The 18,403-nt window shown below is 49.2% G+C and carries 19 protein-coding genes and 1 riboswitch; of the genes, 17 read left to right on the top strand and 2 right to left on the bottom strand.

Features of this window, described 5'->3' with window-relative positions; all coding sequences use genetic code 11:
- Position 1 precedes the first annotated feature (1 nt).
- From ACJMM4_RS08330 to dapA, 14 genes are all read left to right on the top strand, one after another.
- Positions 2 to 601 (top strand): epoxyqueuosine reductase QueH, encoded by a 600-nt coding sequence (locus ACJMM4_RS08330; protein ID WP_405380633.1) that lies wholly within the window; start codon positions 2 to 4, stop codon positions 599 to 601.
- Complete coding sequence (locus ACJMM4_RS08325; RefSeq protein ID WP_405383967.1) at positions 601 to 1,878, top strand: SpoIID/LytB domain-containing protein; 1,278 nt, start codon at positions 601 to 603, stop codon at positions 1,876 to 1,878. The genes ACJMM4_RS08330 and ACJMM4_RS08325 overlap by 1 nt, the downstream gene beginning before the upstream one ends.
- 13 nt (positions 1,879 to 1,891) lie before the next feature.
- A complete protein-coding gene (gene queA / locus ACJMM4_RS08320) occupies positions 1,892 to 2,920 on the top strand; it encodes a tRNA preQ1(34) S-adenosylmethionine ribosyltransferase-isomerase QueA (RefSeq protein WP_405380629.1) in 1,029 nt (342 codons plus the stop codon).
- A 24-nt stretch (positions 2,921 to 2,944) separates the two neighbouring features.
- Complete coding sequence (tgt, locus tag ACJMM4_RS08315) at positions 2,945 to 4,060, top strand: tRNA guanosine(34) transglycosylase Tgt (protein WP_405380627.1); 1,116 nt, start codon at positions 2,945 to 2,947, stop codon at positions 4,058 to 4,060.
- Between the two features lie 78 nt (positions 4,061 to 4,138).
- The gene (yajC, locus tag ACJMM4_RS08310; protein WP_405380625.1) at positions 4,139 to 4,411 is read left to right on the top strand and encodes a preprotein translocase subunit YajC; all 273 of its coding nucleotides are present in this window, start codon (positions 4,139 to 4,141) and stop codon (positions 4,409 to 4,411) included.
- Position 4,412: 1 nt separating this feature from the next.
- Entirely contained in the window at positions 4,413 to 4,991 is a 579-nt protein-coding gene (locus ACJMM4_RS08305) for a 5-formyltetrahydrofolate cyclo-ligase (protein ID WP_405380624.1), read from the top strand.
- 37 nt (positions 4,992 to 5,028) lie between these two features.
- Positions 5,029 to 6,273, top strand: a complete 1,245-nt coding sequence (gene secD / locus ACJMM4_RS08300; RefSeq protein WP_405380622.1) for a protein translocase subunit SecD — start codon at positions 5,029 to 5,031, stop codon at positions 6,271 to 6,273.
- A complete protein-coding gene (gene secF / locus ACJMM4_RS08295; protein ID WP_405380620.1) occupies positions 6,273 to 7,157 on the top strand; it encodes a protein translocase subunit SecF in 885 nt (294 codons plus the stop codon). Before secD ends, secF begins: the two co-directional genes overlap by 1 nt.
- Before the next feature lie 313 nt (positions 7,158 to 7,470).
- Positions 7,471 to 9,558 carry a polyribonucleotide nucleotidyltransferase gene (locus ACJMM4_RS08290; RefSeq protein ID WP_405380618.1) on the top strand — a complete coding sequence of 696 codons (2,088 nt, stop codon included), beginning with the start codon at positions 7,471 to 7,473 and terminating at the stop codon, positions 9,556 to 9,558.
- A 57-nt stretch (positions 9,559 to 9,615) separates the two neighbouring features.
- A complete protein-coding gene (locus ACJMM4_RS08285; protein ID WP_405380616.1) occupies positions 9,616 to 10,068 on the top strand; it encodes a dUTP diphosphatase in 453 nt (150 codons plus the stop codon).
- 147 nt (positions 10,069 to 10,215) lie between these two features.
- Positions 10,216 to 10,380, top strand: a riboswitch (Lysine riboswitch).
- Positions 10,381 to 10,460: 80 nt separating this feature from the next.
- Positions 10,461 to 11,231, top strand: coding sequence for a 4-hydroxy-tetrahydrodipicolinate reductase (dapB, locus tag ACJMM4_RS08280; protein WP_405380614.1), 771 nt, complete (start codon positions 10,461 to 10,463; stop codon positions 11,229 to 11,231).
- A 23-nt stretch (positions 11,232 to 11,254) separates the two neighbouring features.
- A complete protein-coding gene (locus ACJMM4_RS08275) occupies positions 11,255 to 12,286 on the top strand; it encodes an aspartate-semialdehyde dehydrogenase (RefSeq protein ID WP_405380612.1) in 1,032 nt (343 codons plus the stop codon).
- Positions 12,287 to 12,321: 35 nt separating this feature from the next.
- A complete protein-coding gene (dapG, locus tag ACJMM4_RS08270) occupies positions 12,322 to 13,542 on the top strand; it encodes an aspartate kinase (RefSeq protein ID WP_405380610.1) in 1,221 nt (406 codons plus the stop codon).
- 10 nt (positions 13,543 to 13,552) lie between these two features.
- Entirely contained in the window at positions 13,553 to 14,449 is an 897-nt protein-coding gene (dapA, locus tag ACJMM4_RS08265) for a 4-hydroxy-tetrahydrodipicolinate synthase (RefSeq protein ID WP_405380609.1), read from the top strand.
- A gap of 71 nt (positions 14,450 to 14,520) precedes the next feature.
- On the opposite strand, the gene ACJMM4_RS08260 is transcribed toward dapA, so the two are convergent.
- Together ACJMM4_RS08260 and ACJMM4_RS08255 are read right to left on the bottom strand one after the other, a co-directional pair.
- The gene (locus ACJMM4_RS08260; protein ID WP_405380607.1) at positions 14,521 to 15,000 is read right to left on the bottom strand and encodes a YbaK/EbsC family protein; all 480 of its coding nucleotides are present in this window, start codon (positions 14,998 to 15,000) and stop codon (positions 14,521 to 14,523) included.
- 24 nt (positions 15,001 to 15,024) lie between these two features.
- Positions 15,025 to 16,764 carry an NFACT family protein gene (locus tag ACJMM4_RS08255; protein ID WP_405380605.1) on the bottom strand — a complete coding sequence of 580 codons (1,740 nt, stop codon included), beginning with the start codon at positions 16,762 to 16,764 and terminating at the stop codon, positions 15,025 to 15,027.
- 204 nt (positions 16,765 to 16,968) lie between these two features.
- Here ACJMM4_RS08255 and ACJMM4_RS08250 point away from each other — a divergent pair, with 204 nt between their 5' ends.
- From ACJMM4_RS08250 to ACJMM4_RS08240, 3 genes are all read left to right on the top strand, one after another.
- Entirely contained in the window at positions 16,969 to 17,868 is a 900-nt protein-coding gene (locus tag ACJMM4_RS08250) for a YicC/YloC family endoribonuclease (RefSeq protein ID WP_405380603.1), read from the top strand.
- 14 nt (positions 17,869 to 17,882) lie between these two features.
- The gene (gene remA, locus ACJMM4_RS08245) at positions 17,883 to 18,143 is read left to right on the top strand and encodes an extracellular matrix/biofilm regulator RemA (protein ID WP_405380601.1); all 261 of its coding nucleotides are present in this window, start codon (positions 17,883 to 17,885) and stop codon (positions 18,141 to 18,143) included.
- A gap of 4 nt (positions 18,144 to 18,147) precedes the next feature.
- A partial coding sequence (locus ACJMM4_RS08240) for a guanylate kinase (protein WP_405383965.1) occupies positions 18,148 to 18,403 on the top strand: 256 nt, incomplete at its 3' end.

The following is an 18,403-nucleotide window of genomic DNA, read 5'->3' as shown; positions in this document are numbered from 1 at the left end:
AATGAAATTATTGCTTCATGCCTGCTGCGGACCTTGCGCCTGCTACCCGACGGAAAAGTTGAGCGGTGCAGGCATTGATTTTGACATTTTGTTCTTCAACCCTAACATTCATCCCTATAAGGAGTTCAAGCACCGTTTGAGTACCTTGCGGGAGTTCTGTGAAAAGAAGCAGTATGGGTTGATTATTGATAAAAGCTATCCTATAGAGGATTGCATCCGGGGAATGTTGGCAGAAAAAGTGCGTTGCGCTTTCTGCTACCGCGTGCGCCTGCGTTATGCAGCCAAGTTCGCTAAAGAAAACGGCTACGACGCTTTCAGCACTACCTTATTGGTTAGTCCTTACCAAAAGCATGAACTGATTATTAAGGAAGCGGAGGCTGCTGCAGCGGAGTTCGGCGTTCCCTTCTACTACGAGGATTTCCGCGTAGGCTACCAACGTGGCGTGGACATCAGCCTGGAAATGGGTTTGTACCGCCAGCAGTATTGCGGCTGCGTATTTAGTGAGCGCGACCGTTACGAAATCCGTAAAAAGCCCAAGGGTGACGCGCCCCAAGGCAAATTTACGGTAGTAAGCAAGAATATTAAAATGGTTAACAATTGATGAGAAAAGCAATTTTTTTCCTAATACTTATATTGTGCTTAGCATCTTGCTCCCTTGCCGGCGCCTATACTTTGCGCGTAGGCGTAGTGGAGCAGCAAAGTACGGTGGAGCTGAGCTGCGAAGGTGATTTTACTGTTATTGCCAACGGTGAAGTTACCACCATGCCCAAGGGCAAGTATTTTATCCATAATGATGGCGGACGTTTACGCTTTGATGATGACCGCGTTTTTAGCGGCAGTGTGGAAGTGCGTTCCGTTACAGGCAAGCCTTTGCCACAACTGAACAAGCGTAGTTACAAGGGAAACTTGCGCCTTACCTTGACAGGCGATAAGCTGACTGCAGTTAACTACGTGGATTTGGAAGATTATTTAGCCAGCGTGCTGCCTGCCAAAACCATGGTGGTTTGGCCCGATGAAGGCATTAAGGCGCAGGCAGTGGCTGCCCGTTCCTATGCCATGTATATGGCGGAGCAGAACCGCTACAAGGCTTTCGACATCTCTGCTAATGACAAGGAGCTGGACTACAAAGGTACAGGGCCGCGCATTGAAAAGACAGCGGTGACGAAGCTGATTGCGGCGACGGCAGGACGTTATTTAGTGGACTACTACGGCAACGCTGTTATGGCGGTGTCTACATCTTCCACCGGTGGACGTACGGAGTCCGCAAGGGAGCTGTGGGGTAGGGACGTGCCCTGCCTGCAGTCAGTGGAGGATTATGACAGTGACAGTCCCGACTATACTTGGGAACAAATGGCGACGCCTGCACTGTTGGAAGCACGCTTAGCCCAACGAGGTTACGTGGTAGGCAAGCTGACCGGTGTACGCCTTTCACCCTTAGATGCGCCCGGTGCCGATAGAACGGCTACAGGCAGAGTGAAGACCATGGTCCTTACCGGTGAGGCGGGCAGCGCCACGCTGAGCGGTGAAGAACTAGCGGAGCTGGTAGGCTTGCCGGGGACGCTTTTCGACGTGGAAACAGGCACGCCTGCTCCCGAAGTTTTAAAGGTGCCCATTGAAGACCGTTATGGCTACCAAGTAGGCAGCAAGGATATCGGCATCAAAGTTAAGGAAGAAGAAAAACCTGTGTGGAACACTTTCCTGCGCAGCTACCACATGCTCAGCGGCGGTAATGCGGAAAAGCTGATTTTCCGTGGTAAAGGCCGTGGCAGCGGGCTGGGGCTTTCTGCCTGGGGGGCTCGCGGTATGTGCATCGCACGGGAACATATCACTTATCAAGAAATATTAGCGCATTATTATCCACATACGGAGTTAAGATAAAGGAAGTAAGAAAATGTTAGTTACAGATTTTAATTACGATTTGCCCCAGGAGCTGATTGCTCAGCATCCTATGGAGCCTAGGGACCATTCCCGACTGTTAGTGGTTGACAAAACCACCGGTGAAATTGAACATAAGCATTTCTATGATCTGCCTGACTACCTACGTCCCGGCGACCTGTTGGTGTTCAATGATACCCGTGTTATTCCCGCCCGTCTCCATGGCACCAAGGACACCGGCGCCCATGTAGAAGTTTTCCTGCTGACCCGTAAGGATGCTACGGATTGGGAAGTATTGGTTCGTCCCGGTAAAAAGCTGCAGGTTGGTGCTAAAATCAATTTCAGCGACGAGCTGAGCTGCGAAGTTATTGCTCACACTGATTTCGGTGGTCGTATTGTCCGCTTTAAGTACGAGGGTATTTTTGAAGAGATTCTGGACCGCTTGGGCGAAACACCACTGCCTCCTTATATTACTGCTCCTTTGGAAGATAAGGAACGCTACCAGACCGTGTACAACCGCGAACGCGGTAGCGCTGCTGCGCCTACTGCAGGCTTGCACTTTACCAAAGAACTGCTGCAGAAGATTAAGGATATGGGATGCGAGGAAGTTTTCGTTACTTTGCACGTTGGCCTTGGCACCTTCCGCCCGGTAAGCGAAGCGAATATTGAAGACCACAAGATGCACCGCGAGTTCTACACTGTTTCTCAGGAAGCAGCTGACGCCATCAACAAGGCTAAAGCGGAAGGACGTCGTATTATTGCTGTAGGCACTACGGCAGTGCGCACTTTGGAATCCGCAGGTGCGGACGGCGTAATGCGCGCAGGTGGCAATTGGACTCAGATCTTTATCTACCCCGGTTACAAGTTCCGTTTTGTAGACGCCTTGGTAACTAATTTCCATCTGCCCCAAAGCACTTTGCTGATGCTTGTTTCCGCATTATCCACCCGTGAGATTATGCTGGACACTTATAAAGTTGCTGTAGAAGAAAAATATCGTTTCTTCTCCTTTGGCGATGCCATGTTTATTGTTGATAAGAATAAGTAAGCTTTGACTACGTAAGGAGTTATTATGACACACGCAGTTACTTATGAATTAATTAAAGAATGCAGCCGCAGCGGTGCCCGTTTAGGCAGACTGCATACTCCCCACGGCACTTTTGAAACTCCCATGTTCATGCCCGTAGGTACCCAGGCCACCGTTAAGACTTTGGCACCGGAAGAACTGTATGATATGGGCAGCCAAGTAATTTTGTCCAACACCTACCATCTCTTCCTGCGCCCCGGTCACGAGCTGGTGCGCAAGGCAGGCGGTTTGCACAAATTTATGAATTACGAGCGCGGTATGCTTACCGATAGCGGCGGTTTCCAAGTGTTCAGCTTGGGCGCTATGCGCAAGATTACGGAAGAAGGCGTAATGTTCCGCTCCCACATCGACGGCAGCAAGCAGTTCCTTTCTCCCGAAGTGAGTACCCAGGTGCAGGAAGCCTTGGGCGCAGATATTGCCATGGCTTTTGATGAATGCATCCCTTATCCTGCGGATTTTGACTACGCTAAACGCTCTACGGAGCGTACTACCCGTTGGGCAAAGCGCTGCCTGGACACCCACACCCGTGAGGATCAGTCCATGTTCGGTATCGTCCAAGGCGGTATGTATCCTGAGCTGCGCAAGCTGAGCGTAGAGCAGCTGACGGAGCTGGACTTTGCAGGCTATGGTATCGGCGGTTTATCCGTAGGCGAGCCCAAGCCCATGATGTACGATATTTTGAACGAAACCACCCATCTGATGCCTAAGGATAAGGCACGCTATCTTATGGGCGTAGGTACGGCGGACTGCATTGTGGAAGCGGTAAATCTGGGCGTGGATATGTTTGACTGCGTATTCCCCACTCGTGTAGCGCGCAACGGCACCGCTATGACCCACACCGGTCGTTTGGTAGTACGCAATGCCACTTATGCGGAAGATTTCCGTCCCATTGAAGAAGGCTGCCAATGCTATGCTTGCCGCAACTTCAGCAGAGCCTATATCCGTCATCTTTTCAAAGCAGAAGAGATTTTCGGCCTGCGTCTGCTGTCCATCCACAACTTGTATTTCCTGTTGCAATTTACTCGTGAAATCCGTCAGGCTATTGCTAACGATACTTTCCCCGAATTCCGGGAAAAATTCTTGCAAAATTATCGCGGATAACAGGATTTTAGGGTATAATAGAGAATATAACACTATTACGTTTATTATGGAGGTGCGAATATGCAAGGCGGAGATACAATGGCCTTACTTAATTCCCTGTGGCCCTTTTTCCTTATGGGCGGCATTTTCTACTTTATGCTGTGGCGCCCGCAAAAGAAGGAACAACAAAAACGCCAAGAGTTGTTGAACAGCTTAAAAGAAGGCGATGAAATTATTACTATTGGTGGTATCTATGGTAAGATTACCGCTATTTCCGAAAAAAGAGTAAAAATCCAGGTTGCTGAAGGCGTGGAGATTGAAATGGCCCGCAATGCTGTCAGCGGTCATCAAAACCCCGCAAAGAATGCCTGATATGAGTCCTGAGGCTGAGAAGATAGAGCTGCGCAAGTCTCTCAAGAAGCTGCGCAACACTTTTTCTCTGGAGCAGGCCGCATACAGCAGCCTGCAGGCTTCCCGCCATATTCTGGCCTGTGATGCGTACCGCAAGGCACGTTGCATCATGGGCTTTTTGGCATTTGGCAGGGAGTTGTCCGTGGATGAGGTGCTAAGGCAGGCTTTGGCGGATGGCAAGCAGGTGGCAGTGCCCTTTATTATTTCTGCGACGGAGTTTGTGCCGGCGCTGATTCAAAATCTTGATGATTTTGTTTTAGACCGCTACGGCATTCGTACTGTACGGCAACCGCTAGTGCAGGTAGCTCCGGAAGGGATAGACCTAGTGCTGGTGCCCGGCGTAGCTTTCGGGCGCGACGGCAGCAGGATGGGGATGGGGGCAGGTTATTATGACCGCTTTTTGACGGCAGTTCCCGGGGCTGTGACTATGGGCGTAGCCTATGACGGACTGCTGCAGGAAGCGTTGCCCTGCGATGCTCACGATGTGCCTATGGACTATATAGTTAGTGAAAGCGGAATCTTGATTCCTAAACCGCTTTAACTATAGACTAAACTCAAATATTAAGGAGGAATTTATTTTGCGTTGGAATGAATTCGGGAAATTCCTGATTATCGCTTTGGCAATAATCGGTGGTTTCTGCGTATACATCAATCCCTTAGCGAACTCCATCAAACAGGGCCTGGACTTACAGGGCGGTACCCACGTTGTCCTGCAGGCGGTGGATACACCTGAACTGAAGGTGGATGATGATGCGGTTAACCGCAGTGTAAAAATTATTGAACGTCGTGTCAACGAACTGGGCCTGACCGAGCCTGTTATTCAACGTCAAGGCAAGGACCGCATTATTGTTGAACTGCCCGGCGTAAAGGATCCGGAAAAAGCAATTGCTATGTTAGGTCGTACTGCTATGCTGCAGTTTAAAGATGTTAACGGCAAGGTTGTCATGACCGGTAGTGATTTAAAAGATGCACGTGCACAGGTAAGCCAAGGCAATCAGGCTGTAGTTGGCTTGGAGTTCAGCGATGAGGGCGGCAAAAAGTTTGCTGACCTGACTGCCCGTAACGTGGGCAAGCAGATCGCCATCGTTCTTGATGGTCAGGTGCTGACTGCTCCCGTAGTTCAAGAAGCTATCACCGGCGGCAGAGCCCAAATTTCCGGCTCCCGCAGTGTGGAAGAGGCTGAACATCTGGCAATCCTGCTGCGTAGCGGCAGCCTGCCCGTAAAGATTGAAGTCTTAGAAAATCGTACCGTTGGTCCTACCTTAGGCCAAGACTCCAAGGATAAGAGCATCAAAGCTTTTGCCATCGGTATTGCAGGCGTATTTGTCTTCATGCTGCTGTTCTACCGTTTGAGCGGTATTGTAGCAGACATTGCGCTGTTGCTGTACGTAATGCTGTTGCTGCTGGTAATGCGTTATTTGGGCGCAACTTTGACTCTGCCGGGTATTGCAGGTATCATCCTGTCCGTTGGTATGGCGGTTGACGCTAACGTATTGATTTTTGAACGTTTCAAGGAAGAAGTTAAGAAGGGTAAAACTTTGCGCAGCGCTATGGACGCAGGTTTCAGCCGTGCAATTATCACCATCCTTGACTCCAATATTACCACTTTGATGGCAGCAGCCGTACTGTTCTATCTGGGCACCGGTCCTATCAAGGGCTTTGCTGTTACCTTGGCTTTAGGTACTTTGCTCAGTATGTTCACTGCAGTAACTGTAACTAAGTTCCTGCTGCGTTTCCTGGTATACTCCAATTTCACTAAAAATCCCGCCTTCTTTGGTGCCAGCGCGCCCAAACCGGCTGATACTCAGGGGGTGGCTAAATAATGCGTAAATTCTCCATTGTTAAGAATTATAAACTGTTCTTTGCTATTACCATTATCTTCTTGCTGGTAGGCTTCGGCTCCATGATTGTCCGTGGTTTCAATCTGGGCATTGACTTTACCGGCGGCAGTATTATGGACTTGAACTTCCAACGTCCTGTAGCTGTTGCTGAAGTTCGTGATGTGTTGAAGGAACATAATCTGGGCAACAGCATTATCCAATTGGAAAGCAGCGATGCTAATGTTAAAGAGGCTAAGGGCGTGCTTATCCGTACCGGTGTTATTGATGACGAACAACGTCGTGCGGTAATGGATAATTTGAAGGGCAAGCTGGGCGAGTTTGAAATCCAACGTGTAGAAAACGTTGGCGCAACTGTTGGTGGCGAGCTGATTCAACAGGCAGTGCTGGCAATCGTTCTTTCTTGGTTCCTGATGATTGCTTATATCACCATGCGTTTTGAGTTCAAGTTTGCTATTGCAGCGATTATCGCTTTGATTATTGACGTTAGCGTAACTTTGAGCTATTTCTCCCTGTTCCACATGGAACTGGATTCTTCTTTCGTAGCAGCGCTTTTGACGGTAGTAGGCTACTCCATTAACGGTACCATCGTTATTTTCGACCGTATCCGCGAGAACCTGAAGATTCATCGTCGTAGCGAAAGCCTCACTGATATGATCGACAACAGTATTTGGCAGACCATGGCCCGCAGCATCTACACTGTAGGTACCTCTCTGTTTGCTATTGTCGCTATCTTCCTGTGGGGCGGCGAAACCATCCGCAACTTCTCCTTTGCGATGTTGGTTGGCTTCTCTAGCGGTGCCTATACTTCCACTTTCTTGGCAGGTCCCTTGTGGCTCTTCCTTCGTGGCAAAAAGGCTGGCGAATAACTGTATAGCTAAAAAAATTACCCCCGTACACCAATGGTGTGCGGGGGTTTTGTTTTGCAGTTCTCCTTTTTCTATGCAAAACTATCTGTTTTTGCTATACTGAAGGTGAAACGTAAAGTGGGTTCACTTCACTGTGGGCGGGTGCCTTTGTATTTATATTGTAGCATAATCGGCACATTTTGCAAGGTACGTCAACTGCATCTCTAAGTTAAGTCCATGAAAATTTTTTGTTAAAAATCGTGCAATTTTACTACGCTTGTGATAGAATATACGGGTACACAATGTGTGAAAAAAGAATAGGAGGCATAAAGATATGCATAGCTACAGCATGAACCTTGGCGGCAGAACCTTGACCATTGAAGCCGGCAAGATTGCAAAACAAGCAAATGGCGCTGTATTAGTACGCTATGGCGACACTGCCGTAGTAGTTGCCGTAACCGGCACCAAGACACCGCGTGAGGGTGTAGACTTCTTCCCTTTGACCGTTGACTTTGAAGAAAAAATGTACGCTGTGGGCAAAATCCCCGGCGGCTTTATTAAACGTGAAGGCCGTCCCAGCGAGCAGGCAATCCTGACCAGCCGCTTGATCGACCGTCCTATCCGTCCTATGTTCCCCGAAGGCTACCACAACGACGTACAAATCGTTGCTACCGCCGTTTCCGTTGACCCGGACAACGCTCCCGACATGCCCGCTATGTTGGGCGCATCCTGCGCACTGTCCATTTCCGATATTCCTTTTGAAGGCCCCATCGCCGGCGTTCGCGTTGGTTTGATTGATGGCGAATTCATCATCAACCCCACCGTTGAACAAGCAAAGGTAAGCGAACTGAACCTGGCTGTTGCAGGTACCAAGGACGCAATCCTGATGGTAGAAGCAGGTGCTAAGGAAGTATCCGAAGAAACCATGCTGGACGCAATCTGGTTCGGCCATGGCGTAATCAAGGAATTGGTAGAATTCCAAGAAAAAATCGTTGCTGAAATCGGCAAAGAAAAAATGGAAGTTCCTTTCTACGCTCCTCCTGCAGAACTGGTTGAAGAAATCGAAGCTTACGGCGCTCAAAAGCTGAAAGACGCTCTGATGGATGCTAACAAACTGGAACGTGAAGAAAACGTTGCTAAAGTTAAAGCTGAAATCGCCGAAGTATTCCTGGAGAAATATCCTGACAACGCTAAAGACGTTGCTTATGTTACCCAAAAACTGGTTAAGAAGATCGTTCGCCGTACCATTTCCGTTGACAAGATCCGTCCTGACGGCCGTCAACTGGACGAAGTACGTCCTGTAACCTGCGAAGTTGGCCTGCTGGCTCGTCCCCATGGCAGCTCCTTGTTCACCCGTGGTCAAACCCAAATCCTGAACGTTTTGGCTTTGGCTCCCCTGCGTGAAGCACAAATCCTGGACGGCCTTGGTGCAGAAGAAACCAAACGCTATATCCACCACTATAACTTCCCGCCTTATTCCGTAGGCGAAACCAAACCTCTGCGCAGCCCCGGCCGTCGTGAAATCGGTCATGGCGCATTGGCAGAACGCGCTTTGAAACCCGTTATTCCTTCCGAAGAAGAGTTCCCGTACGCAATCCGTCTGGTATCCGAAGTTTTGGAATCCAACGGTTCTTCCTCCATGGGCTCCGTATGCGCAAGCACCCTGTCCTTGATGGATGCAGGCGTGCCCATTAAAGCTCCTGTAGCAGGCGTTGCTATGGGCTTGGTAAAAGATGGCGACTACTTCACCATTCTGACCGATATCCAAGGCTTGGAAGATGCTCTCGGCGATATGGACTTTAAAGTAGCAGGTACTGAACACGGTATCACCGCTATCCAAATGGATATTAAGATTGACGGTATCAACAAAGATATCTTCACCCAAGCTTTGGCACAAGCTAAACGCGGTCGCGAATTCATCATGGGCAAAATGATGGAATGCATCAGTGAACCTCGCAAAGAGCTGTCCAAATATGCTCCCAAGATTACTACCATCCATGTTGATCCCGATAAGATCGCTAAGGTTATCGGCCCTGGCGGCAAAACCATCAAGAAGATTGTTGATGAAACCGGCGCTAAGATCGATATTGACGATACCGGCCGCATCTTTATCGCTGCTGTAAACAGCGACGCTGCTTACAAAGCAATCGACATGATCAACGGCATTACCGCTGAAGCAGAAGTTGGCAAAGTTTACACCGGTAAAGTTACCCGCCTGATGAACTTTGGCGCATTTGTGGAAATTCTGCCCGGCAAGGAAGGCTTGGTACATATTTCCCAACTGTCCACCGAACGTGTAGAAAAAGTTGAAGACGTAGTTTCCGTTGGCGACGAAATCGTTGTTAAGGTTACCGAAATCGACAACAAAGGCCGCATCAACCTGTCCCGCAAAGCAGTGCTGATGAAAGGTATGCAAAAATAAGCTTTAAAATAAAAAGGCTCTCCGCAGGGAGAGCCTTTTTTGTAAAGGAGATACATTATGCGAACTAGAGGTTTTGAAAAAATTACGAAATATATGGATGTCGATTTCCCCATGCCGGAGCGTAAGACCCAGCTTAGCGCAGGCTACGACTTCTGCCTGCCGGAAGCAGTGACACTGGAGCCGGGCAAGCTGCAGCTGGTACCCACAGGCGTAAAAGCGTACATGCAGGGCGGCGAGTACCTGGGTATGCACATCCGCAGCAGCATGGCAGTGAAGAAGCACATTATGCTGGTGAACAATGTGGGCATTATCGATGCGGACTATTACAATAACGAGGACAACGAAGGCCACATTATGCTGGCGCTGCTGAACATGGGCGAAGCACCCATTACCCTGCCCAAAGGGGAACGCGTTGCCCAAGGCATTTTCTACAACTACTTGGTAGCAGATGGCGACGGCGATACGGAAAAGGCAGTACGTGGCGGCGGTTTCGGCAGCACTAGCAAGTAAAAATGTACGCTTTGACAAGAAATATGTAAATACCTTTACATTTTGTAAAGTTTAAATGCATGTTAAAGATTTTTGTTTGACAAAGTGAGATAATAGTAATAGAATAATGCTTAATAACAAGCCATTAGGAAGTACGACGGTGTGCTTCCCGAGGATAGAGGCGCGGAAGGCATCAGTAATCTGTGGAGCGGGAGCGAGGAAGCAGAGGAAAGGGCTTACGCCGAAGTGCAGTGGCAGCCATGCTGCTGTGCTGGGCCGTCAGTGAAAGCTGCCGGACTGTCGCTGCAGTCGCAGCGGAGAGCTATCTCAGCTATGGTATGTATTGACATGCTTGCCGTTGAGATATCTAGAGCTATCTCAACGGTTTTTTTATAATGTAAGGAGTGGATTTCATGATTCGTGTTCTGGTAAACGGCGCATTGGGCCGTATGGGCAGCGAAGTTTGCAAAAAAGTTTGGTCCGAAGCGGACTTGGAACTGGTAGGCGCTGTAGATATTAAAGAGGGCGTAGTTCCCTTGGGCGAAGGCGTAAAGGTTAGCACCGATCTGGTAGCAGCTATTGAAGCAACTAAACCCCAGGTTGTAGTGGACTTTACCCGTCCGGACGTAGTAATGGGCAGCCTGCGCAAAATGCTTCCCTTGGGCGTGCACGCTGTAGTTGGCACCACCGGTTTCAGCGATGCAGACTTGGCGGAGCTGGATGAATTGGCAAAAGCCAACAATACTTCTCTCCTCATTGCTCCCAACTTCGCACTGGGCGCAGTAGTAATGATGAAGCTGGCTTGCGAAGCTGCTAAATACTTCCCCAATGTAGAAATCATCGAAAAACATCACGATAATAAACTGGATGCACCTTCCGGTACTGCCATCATCACCGCTCAAAAGATTGCGGAAGTACGCAAGGCTATGCACCAAGGCCATCCCGATGAAAAAGAAACTATGGCGGGCGCACGCGGCGCTGATTTTGAAGGCATGAAGATTCACAGCATCCGCCTTCCGGGCTACGTTGCTTCCCAAGAAGTTATCTTCGGTGGTCAGGGCGAAACACTGCACATCAGCACCGACCCTGTAAACCGTGAATGCTATATGCCCGGTGTGGCACTGGGCTGCCGTAAGATTATCGACAGAACCGGTCTGGTATACGGCCTGGACCAATTACTCTAAGGCTGAATGAGGGGGACGAGATTATGAAAAAGTATAATGTAGCAATTTTAGGCGCAACCGGTGCAGTTGGTACCGAATTCTTAAAATTGATTGAAGAACGTAATTTCCCGTTCGCAGAACTGCGCCTGCTGGCTTCCAAACGCAGTGCAGGCAAAGAAATCCCGTTCATGGGTAAAACCTACGTAGTCCAAGAAGCTACGAAGGACTCCTTTGAAGGCATCGACATCGCCCTGTTTGCAGGTGGCAGCATTTCCAAGGAATTTGCTCCCTACGCTGTTAAAGCAGGCGCCGTAGTAATTGATAACTCCAGCACCTTCCGTATGGACCCGGAAGTTCCCCTGGTTGTTCCCGAAGTTAACCCGGAAGATATCCTGAAACATAAAGGCATTATCGCTAACCCCAACTGCTCCACCATCATCATGGTTATGGCGCTGAAACCGTTGTACGATTTGGCACGTATCAAACGTATCGTAGTAAGCACCTACCAAGCTGTTTCCGGTGCAGGCAAGGAAGGTATCGACGAGCTGACCAACCAAGCTAAAGCTTACAGCGAAGGTCGCGAAATGGAAGCCCATATTCTGCCTTCCGCATCCTTGGCTAAGCATTATCCCATCGCTTTCAACCTGATTCCCCAAATCGACGTCTTCTTGGACAACCTGTATACTAAGGAAGAAATGAAGATGGTTAACGAAACCAAGAAGATTATGCATGATGACGAAATGCGTATTACTGCAACCACCGTCCGTGTGCCTGTATACCGCAGCCACAGCGAATCCGTCAACATCGAATTCGAGCATGATCTGGATTTGGCAGAAATGGCTAAAGCTATCGACGCTTTCCCGGGCGTACAAATGATGGATGACCCGCAAAACCAGGTTTATCCCATGCCTTTGTACACTTCTGAAAAATACGATTGCTATGTAGGCCGTCTCCGCCGCGACGAATCCAACCCCAACACCTTCAACCTGTGGGTAGTTGGCGACCAGATCCGTAAGGGCGCAGCCTTGAACACTCTGCAGATTGCAGAAGTTATGATTAAAAACGGCTGGATTTGATCCACTGCCGAGCCAATAGAGAAGGGGAGATTTCCATGAAGATTATAGTCCAAAAATTCGGCGGCACCTCCGTTGCCAGCGAAGAAGCCCGCATTGCCGTAAAAAACAAAGTGCAGCAGGCCATCCGCAACGGTTATTCCCCGGTGGTAGTCGTATCTGCTATGGGGCGCAAGGGCGCACCTTATGCTACCGACACTTTGATTGATACTTTAAAATCCGTAAACCTGTCCGTCAATGTACGTGAGATGGATATGCTCATGTGCTGCGGTGAAATTATTTCCTCCTGCGTAATGGCAGCAACCTTGCAAAAATACGGCATCAACGCTATGGCGCTTACCGGTGGCCAGGCAGGCATTATGACCGACTCCCAATTTGGTGCAGCACGCATTAAGAACATCAATGTTTCCAATCTGATGCACCTGCTGGAGTCCGGCATTATCCCCGTAGTTTGCGGCTTCCAAGGTATGACGGAAAACAACTTTAAGTTTACTACCTTAGGCCGCGGCGGCAGCGACACTTCTGCAGCAGCTTTGGGCGCAGCCCTGAAGGCTGAATTTGTAGAGATTTATACCGACGTGGAAGGCATTATGACTGCTGACCCGCGCTTGGTCAAAGAAGCCAATATTTTGGAGCAGATTTCCTATGCGGAGGTTTGCCAAATGGCATACAACGGTGCTAAGGTTATCCACCCCCGCGCTGTAGAAATCGCCATGGGCAGCAACATTCCCATGTACGTAAAATCCACCTTTAGCGATTGCCCCGGCACTCTTATCACCAGCGAAAGCGGTGGCCGCCGCAACGGCAGCGAGGTTGCTATTCACGAAAACTGCGCCAGCGGCGTAGCTAACCTGAACGATTTGGCACAATTCCGCATTGAGTTGAATCCCAGCGAATTTGCTGCAGGCCGCAACCTGTTTGAAGATTTGGCAGATGCAGGCATCAGCGTAGGCTGCCTCAACCTGTCCGAAAAGGAAGCTATGTTTGCCGTATTCACTCCGGACGTAGAGCATACCCGCAAAGTATTGGAAGAAACCGGTTTTAAATACGTCTGCAACGAAGGCTGCGCTAAGGTTTCCGTAGTAGGCAGCGCTATGCGCGGTGTGCCTGGCATTATGGCTAATTTCGTAGCTGCTTTGGCCGCTAAGAACATCGCCATCCTGCAAACTGTAGACTCCGATACCACAATTTCTGCAATTATTAAAGAAGAACATTTGGTAGAAGCAGTTACTGCTCTCCATCAAGCTTTCAAATTATAAAGAGGTGTATATGATGAAACCCTATTTTGGTAGACTTTTAACTGCAATGGTAACTCCCTTCTGCGAGGACGGCAGTGTTAATTACGAAGCTGGCTGCAAGCTGGCAGATTGGCTCTTGGCTAACGGCACCGATGCTTTGGTTATTGAAGGTTCCACCGGCGAAGCTGCCACCATGGACATGGACGAAAAAATCAAATTTATGGAAACCATCGTTAAGCATATTGATGGTCGTGCTCCCATCGTAGCAGGCGCAGGCACCAACTGCACCGCCAGCACCGTTGATTTGGCGAAGAAGATGGAAGCTTGCGGCGTAGACGGTCTTTTGGTTGTAGGCCCTTATTACAACAAACCTACCCAAGAAGGCTACTACGAACACTTTGCAGCAGTTGCTAAAGCTGTAAAGATTCCTATCATTGTATATAATGTTCCCGGACGTACCGGTTCCAACATCGCTCCTGCAACTATTGCCCGTTTGGCTAATGATTTTGACAATATCGTAGCTGTAAAAGAAGCTGCAGGCAGTGTTGCTCAGGCTGCAGAGCTGTACCGCGTTCTGCCGGAGCGTGTATCTCTGTACAGCGGCGATGACGGTTTGATTCTGCCTTTTATGGCCGTAGGCGCTTGCGGTTTGATTTCCGTACTGGCTAACTGCAACGGCCGTATCCTGCAAGATTTGATGCAGGCGTACAGCGAAGGCCGCGTCCATGATGCCGCAGAGCTGAATAAGAAGATGGTTCCGCTGGCAAAATGTGTATTTGTAGAATCTAATCCCATTCCCATCAAAGCTGCTGTAACCAAAGTTACCGGTATTGATGTTGGCGATCCCCGCCTGCCTCTGACCCGCATTAGCGCAGAGGACGAAGCAGAGCTGGACGAAGTGCTGAAAGCATATGGCATGGTAAAATAAAATTTTGCGCAAAAGAAAAGCTTACGTAGATCTAAAAAGTCTGCGTAAGCTTTTTTGTATGTTAATGTATTTTATTCCTGCCAACCTTTGCACAAGTCTACCCAGCCTTGGCAGTTGGAGGAATACTGCTCCAGTTCTTCCGGGGTGACTTCAATGGCGCTGTTATGGCTACCGCAGGCAGGGAAGAAGGTGGTAAAGCGTTTTAAGGAAATATCCAAATAAGTCTTGACGTTTTCGTTAATACCGAAGGGGCACACACCGCCAATGGCGTGGCCAATCAGGGGCTCCACTTCTTCTGCACTGAGCATTTTGGCTTTGCAGCCGAAGAAATGCTTGTATTTGCTGTTATCCACTTTGGCGTCGCCTGCTGCCACAATGAGGATGCAGCTGTCATCGTGGAGCTTGAAGGAAAGGGTTTTGGCAATGCGGGCAGGTTCGCAGCCTGCAGCTTGGGCTGCCAGTTCTACGGTAGCACTGCTGGTGGCAAATTCGATAATGCGGTCTTGGGCGTTAAATTGGCGCATATAGGCGCGTACTTTTTCTATGGACATAATATTTTTAGAGCCTCCTTGAATTTATGGTAAATAGGGTGCCAGTTTTTGGGCATCGGGAGTGGTGTAATAAGTTTTTTGGTTAGTGAAGATGACGAAACCGGGCTTGCTGCCTGCAGGCTTTTTCACGTAACGGCGTTGGACGCAGTCCACAGGCACTTGGCTGCCTTCCCGTGCTTTGCTAAAGTAGGCGGCAATCTCCACTGCCAGCTGCAGGTCCTGCTCCGGTACTTCCGGCAGAGCGCATTTGATAATAACATGGGAGCCGGGGATATCTTTGGTGTGGAGCCATAAATCTTTAGGTCCGCCAATGGTAAAGGTAACGTAATCGTTCTGCTTATTGTTCTTGCCAATGTAGAGGTCCGTTTCTTCGCTGATGCGCAGGTGCAGAGGCTGGGACTTGGGCAGATTGCTTTTCAACTTCTTCTTGCCTACGACTTTAATAAGTCCGGCGCCAATCATTTCCTGACGGATTTCTTCCACCTCGTTTTTAGTGGTGGCAGTAAGCAGGGAGGAATCCAGGCTCGCCAGATATTGGAGCATTTCTTCCGTATTTTCCAGCTGCACCATAACTTCCTTTTGGGCGCGTTTATATTTATTGTAGCGCTTGTAGTAGGCTTGGGCGTTTTCCGTAGGGCTCAGAATGGGGTTCAAGGTGATGCGCACAGGTTCACCGTCATAAATATTGATTAGGTCAGCCTGTTGCTGGCCTTTTTTGATTTGGTAGATGTTGGCCATAATGGTGTCCGCCAGCATGCGCTGCTTTTCCGCATCGGCAGCGTTGTCCAAATCTTTCTCCAATGCCTGCTCCTTCTTCCGCAGTTTGGCAATCTCCGCCGTCACCAGCTTTTGCAGCAGTTCATGCTGGGGCAGTTGGATAGGGCGCAGGCTCATGGCAAAGCAGATGGCGCTGTTGATGTCGTCAAATTCCCGCACGGTCATGCCCTGCTCTAAAACATGGGGCGCCATGGTCAGAATAGTTTTGACTTGATTGGTTCTGCTGACGAGGGCATAAACTTTTTTGTCGCCGTCATCGGCCAAGTGCTTTTGTAGTTGGAAAATAACTTCTGTAAGCCCTTTGGCTTCGCCATCCTCCAAACGCACGGTTTGGGGCAGAATGTCCGCGGCGGCTAAAAGTTCGCTGCAGGTGGCTTTGCCGATGCCTGTGGTGGCGCTGACTAAAGCTTTGCTAAAGTTGGCGGCGGGGAGGGCGTTGGCAGTGGCGACGATGTCCGCAGGGACGGCGGTCAAAATATTCAAGCCGTCCTGAGGCGGGGGCGCCACGTACTCTTTGCCTGGGAGCACCACGCGGTAGCTGTTTTGGGTAGCACCAATGTGCTTTAAGCTATCCGTAATCACATCATCCTGGGCAAGAATAATATTGCTGTTCTTGCCCGTCAGTTCGAAAATAAGCTTTTTGGTAATAATCTTACTGGACTGGCCCAGCATATCGATTTCTAGTGTAATAATACGGTCCAAGCCGCTTTGGCTGATTTTGGTGATGCGTCCTTCCTCCAGATGCTTACGCAGCAGCATACAGAAACTGGGCGGCGTTTCCGGGTTCTCCGGCAGGCGTTCGGGGATGTACAGGGCAGGGCTGCCGCCGTTCATATCCGCTAACAATGCCGTGGTGTCTTGGGCGCGCTTGACCAAAAGCAGTACAGCGTGGGGCGTAGGCATAAAGACTTTGTAAATCTTGGAGCCTAACAGTTCACGGTTCAATTTATCGGTAACTAATTTTAGTGTAAGTCCTTCGAGATTCATAATGTACCTCCATTATGCTCTCTATTATACTCTAACATGGAGCGTTAGTACAGCAAAACGCAGAAAACTAAAGAAAAATGGTGAAATTGGTGGCGATTTGTGGTATAATAACTTTTCAAGATAAGAATTTAACTGTGTTGCTTATCTATTACTGAATATGATTTGTACAAAGTAATCCACTTTTGTGGAGACAGGAGGAAGCTTGTGTTAAAGAGCATGACCGGTTTTGGCCGTGGTGAATACGAAGATCAAGATTTTTCTATCACTGTGGAAATGAAAACCGTAAACCATCGTTATAACGAAGTCGCAATCCGTCTGCCCCGTTTCTTGAACCCGGTGGAGGACCGCATCCGCAAAACTATTTTGAAGACCGTCAACCGTGGCCGTATTGATGTGTTCATCAATGCTGATTACACCGTTAGCGGCAACTGCACTCTGAAAGTTGATAAAAATTTGGCTGCTGCCTATCACAAAGCATTGCTGGAGATTGGTGAAGCCATCGGCGCTAAGGATGCAGGCATCAACCCTGCTGCCGAAATTATGAATATTGCCCGTTGCCAAGACGTAATCAATGTTAAAGAAGGTTTCTTTGATGTAGAAAGCGTTTGGCCTAAGGTAGAAATCGCCCTGCAACAAGCATTGAAGAACTTGGTGGCTATGCGTGAGACCGAAGGCGGCAATATCTACGGCGACTTTATCTACCGTGCTGACCTGATTGCAGAAAAACTGGCGCTGATTGAAGAGCGTTCTCCCCAAGTGGTGGCTGAATACCAAGCTAAGCTAAGCGAGCGCCTGACCAACCTGCTGGCAGACCACAACATTACTGTGGAGCCGGAGCGCTTGCTGCAGGAAGTTGCTATTTTTGCTGACCGCACCAGCATTACTGAAGAAATCGTCCGCTTGAAGAGCCACATTAAGCAATTCAAGACTATTATCGCTTCCGACCAACCTGTAGGACGCAAGCTGGACTTCTTGATTCAAGAGTTCAACCGCGAAGCCAACACCATTGCTTCCAAGGCTAATGACTACACTTTGGCACAGATCGTGGTAGAAATTAAGGCGGAAATCGAAAAGATTAGAGAACAAATCCAGAACATTGAATAAAGGGGGCAAAGGCCGTGGACATCAAGCTTATTAATATCGGCTTCGGCAATGTGGTTGCCGCTAACCGCATTATTGCCATTATCAGCCCGGAATCAGCGCCTATTAAGCGCATTATCCAAGAGGCTCGCGACAAGGGACTGCTCATCGACGCCACCTATGGCCGTCGTACCCGTGCCGTCGTAGTGACCGATAGCGGTCATATCCTGCTGTCCGCGGTGCAACCGGAAACCGTTGCCAACCGTTTGACCCAAAATGATACAGAGGATGAGGAGTAGTAAAATGGCTAACCAAAAAGAAAATGTAACTCCCAAGGGAGTGCTTTTGGTCGTATCCGGACCTTCCGGCGCAGGCAAGGGCACTATCTGCCAAATGCTGCGTGACCGCCTGCCCGATTTGGGCTATTCCATTTCCGTAACCACCCGCCAACCTCGTAACGGCGAAGTGGACGGCGTTAACTATTTCTTCAAAACCGTTCCCGAAGTGCAGGATATGATTGCCAAAGGCGAACTTTTGGAGTACGCCGAAGTTTATGGCA

It is taken from the genome of Phascolarctobacterium sp. (assembly GCF_045124115.1).
GTDB lineage: Bacteria > Bacillota > Negativicutes > Acidaminococcales > Acidaminococcaceae > Phascolarctobacterium_A.
The sequence above is the reverse complement of the archived record's forward strand: the minus strand, read 5'-3'. Positions and strand labels throughout refer to the sequence as shown.

Excerpts from the sequence above, each read along its gene's own strand:
- ACJMM4_RS08275 (WP_405380612.1), top strand. The coding sequence starts at position 11,255 with ATGAAAAAGTATAATGTAGCAATTTTAGGCGCAACCGGTGCAGTTGGT.
- ACJMM4_RS08285 (WP_405380616.1), top strand. The coding sequence starts at position 9,616 with ATGCGAACTAGAGGTTTTGAAAAAATTACGAAATATATGGATGTCGAT.
- queA (WP_405380629.1), top strand. The coding sequence starts at position 1,892 with ATGTTAGTTACAGATTTTAATTACGATTTGCCCCAGGAGCTGATTGCT.
- ACJMM4_RS08325 (WP_405383967.1), top strand. The coding sequence starts at position 601 with ATGAGAAAAGCAATTTTTTTCCTAATACTTATATTGTGCTTAGCATCT.
- dapB (WP_405380614.1), top strand. The coding sequence starts at position 10,461 with ATGATTCGTGTTCTGGTAAACGGCGCATTGGGCCGTATGGGCAGCGAA.
- ACJMM4_RS08330 (WP_405380633.1), top strand. The coding sequence starts at position 2 with ATGAAATTATTGCTTCATGCCTGCTGCGGACCTTGCGCCTGCTACCCG.
- dapG (WP_405380610.1), top strand. The coding sequence starts at position 12,322 with ATGAAGATTATAGTCCAAAAATTCGGCGGCACCTCCGTTGCCAGCGAA.
- dapA (WP_405380609.1), top strand. The coding sequence starts at position 13,553 with ATGATGAAACCCTATTTTGGTAGACTTTTAACTGCAATGGTAACTCCC.
- yajC (WP_405380625.1), top strand. The coding sequence starts at position 4,139 with ATGGCCTTACTTAATTCCCTGTGGCCCTTTTTCCTTATGGGCGGCATT.
- ACJMM4_RS08305 (WP_405380624.1), top strand. The coding sequence starts at position 4,413 with ATGAGTCCTGAGGCTGAGAAGATAGAGCTGCGCAAGTCTCTCAAGAAG.
- ACJMM4_RS08260 (WP_405380607.1), bottom strand. The coding sequence starts at position 15,000 with ATGTCCATAGAAAAAGTACGCGCCTATATGCGCCAATTTAACGCCCAA.
- ACJMM4_RS08255 (WP_405380605.1), bottom strand. The coding sequence starts at position 16,764 with ATGAATCTCGAAGGACTTACACTAAAATTAGTTACCGATAAATTGAAC.
- secF (WP_405380620.1), top strand. The coding sequence starts at position 6,273 with ATGCGTAAATTCTCCATTGTTAAGAATTATAAACTGTTCTTTGCTATT.
- ACJMM4_RS08290 (WP_405380618.1), top strand. The coding sequence starts at position 7,471 with ATGCATAGCTACAGCATGAACCTTGGCGGCAGAACCTTGACCATTGAA.
- tgt (WP_405380627.1), top strand. The coding sequence starts at position 2,945 with ATGACACACGCAGTTACTTATGAATTAATTAAAGAATGCAGCCGCAGC.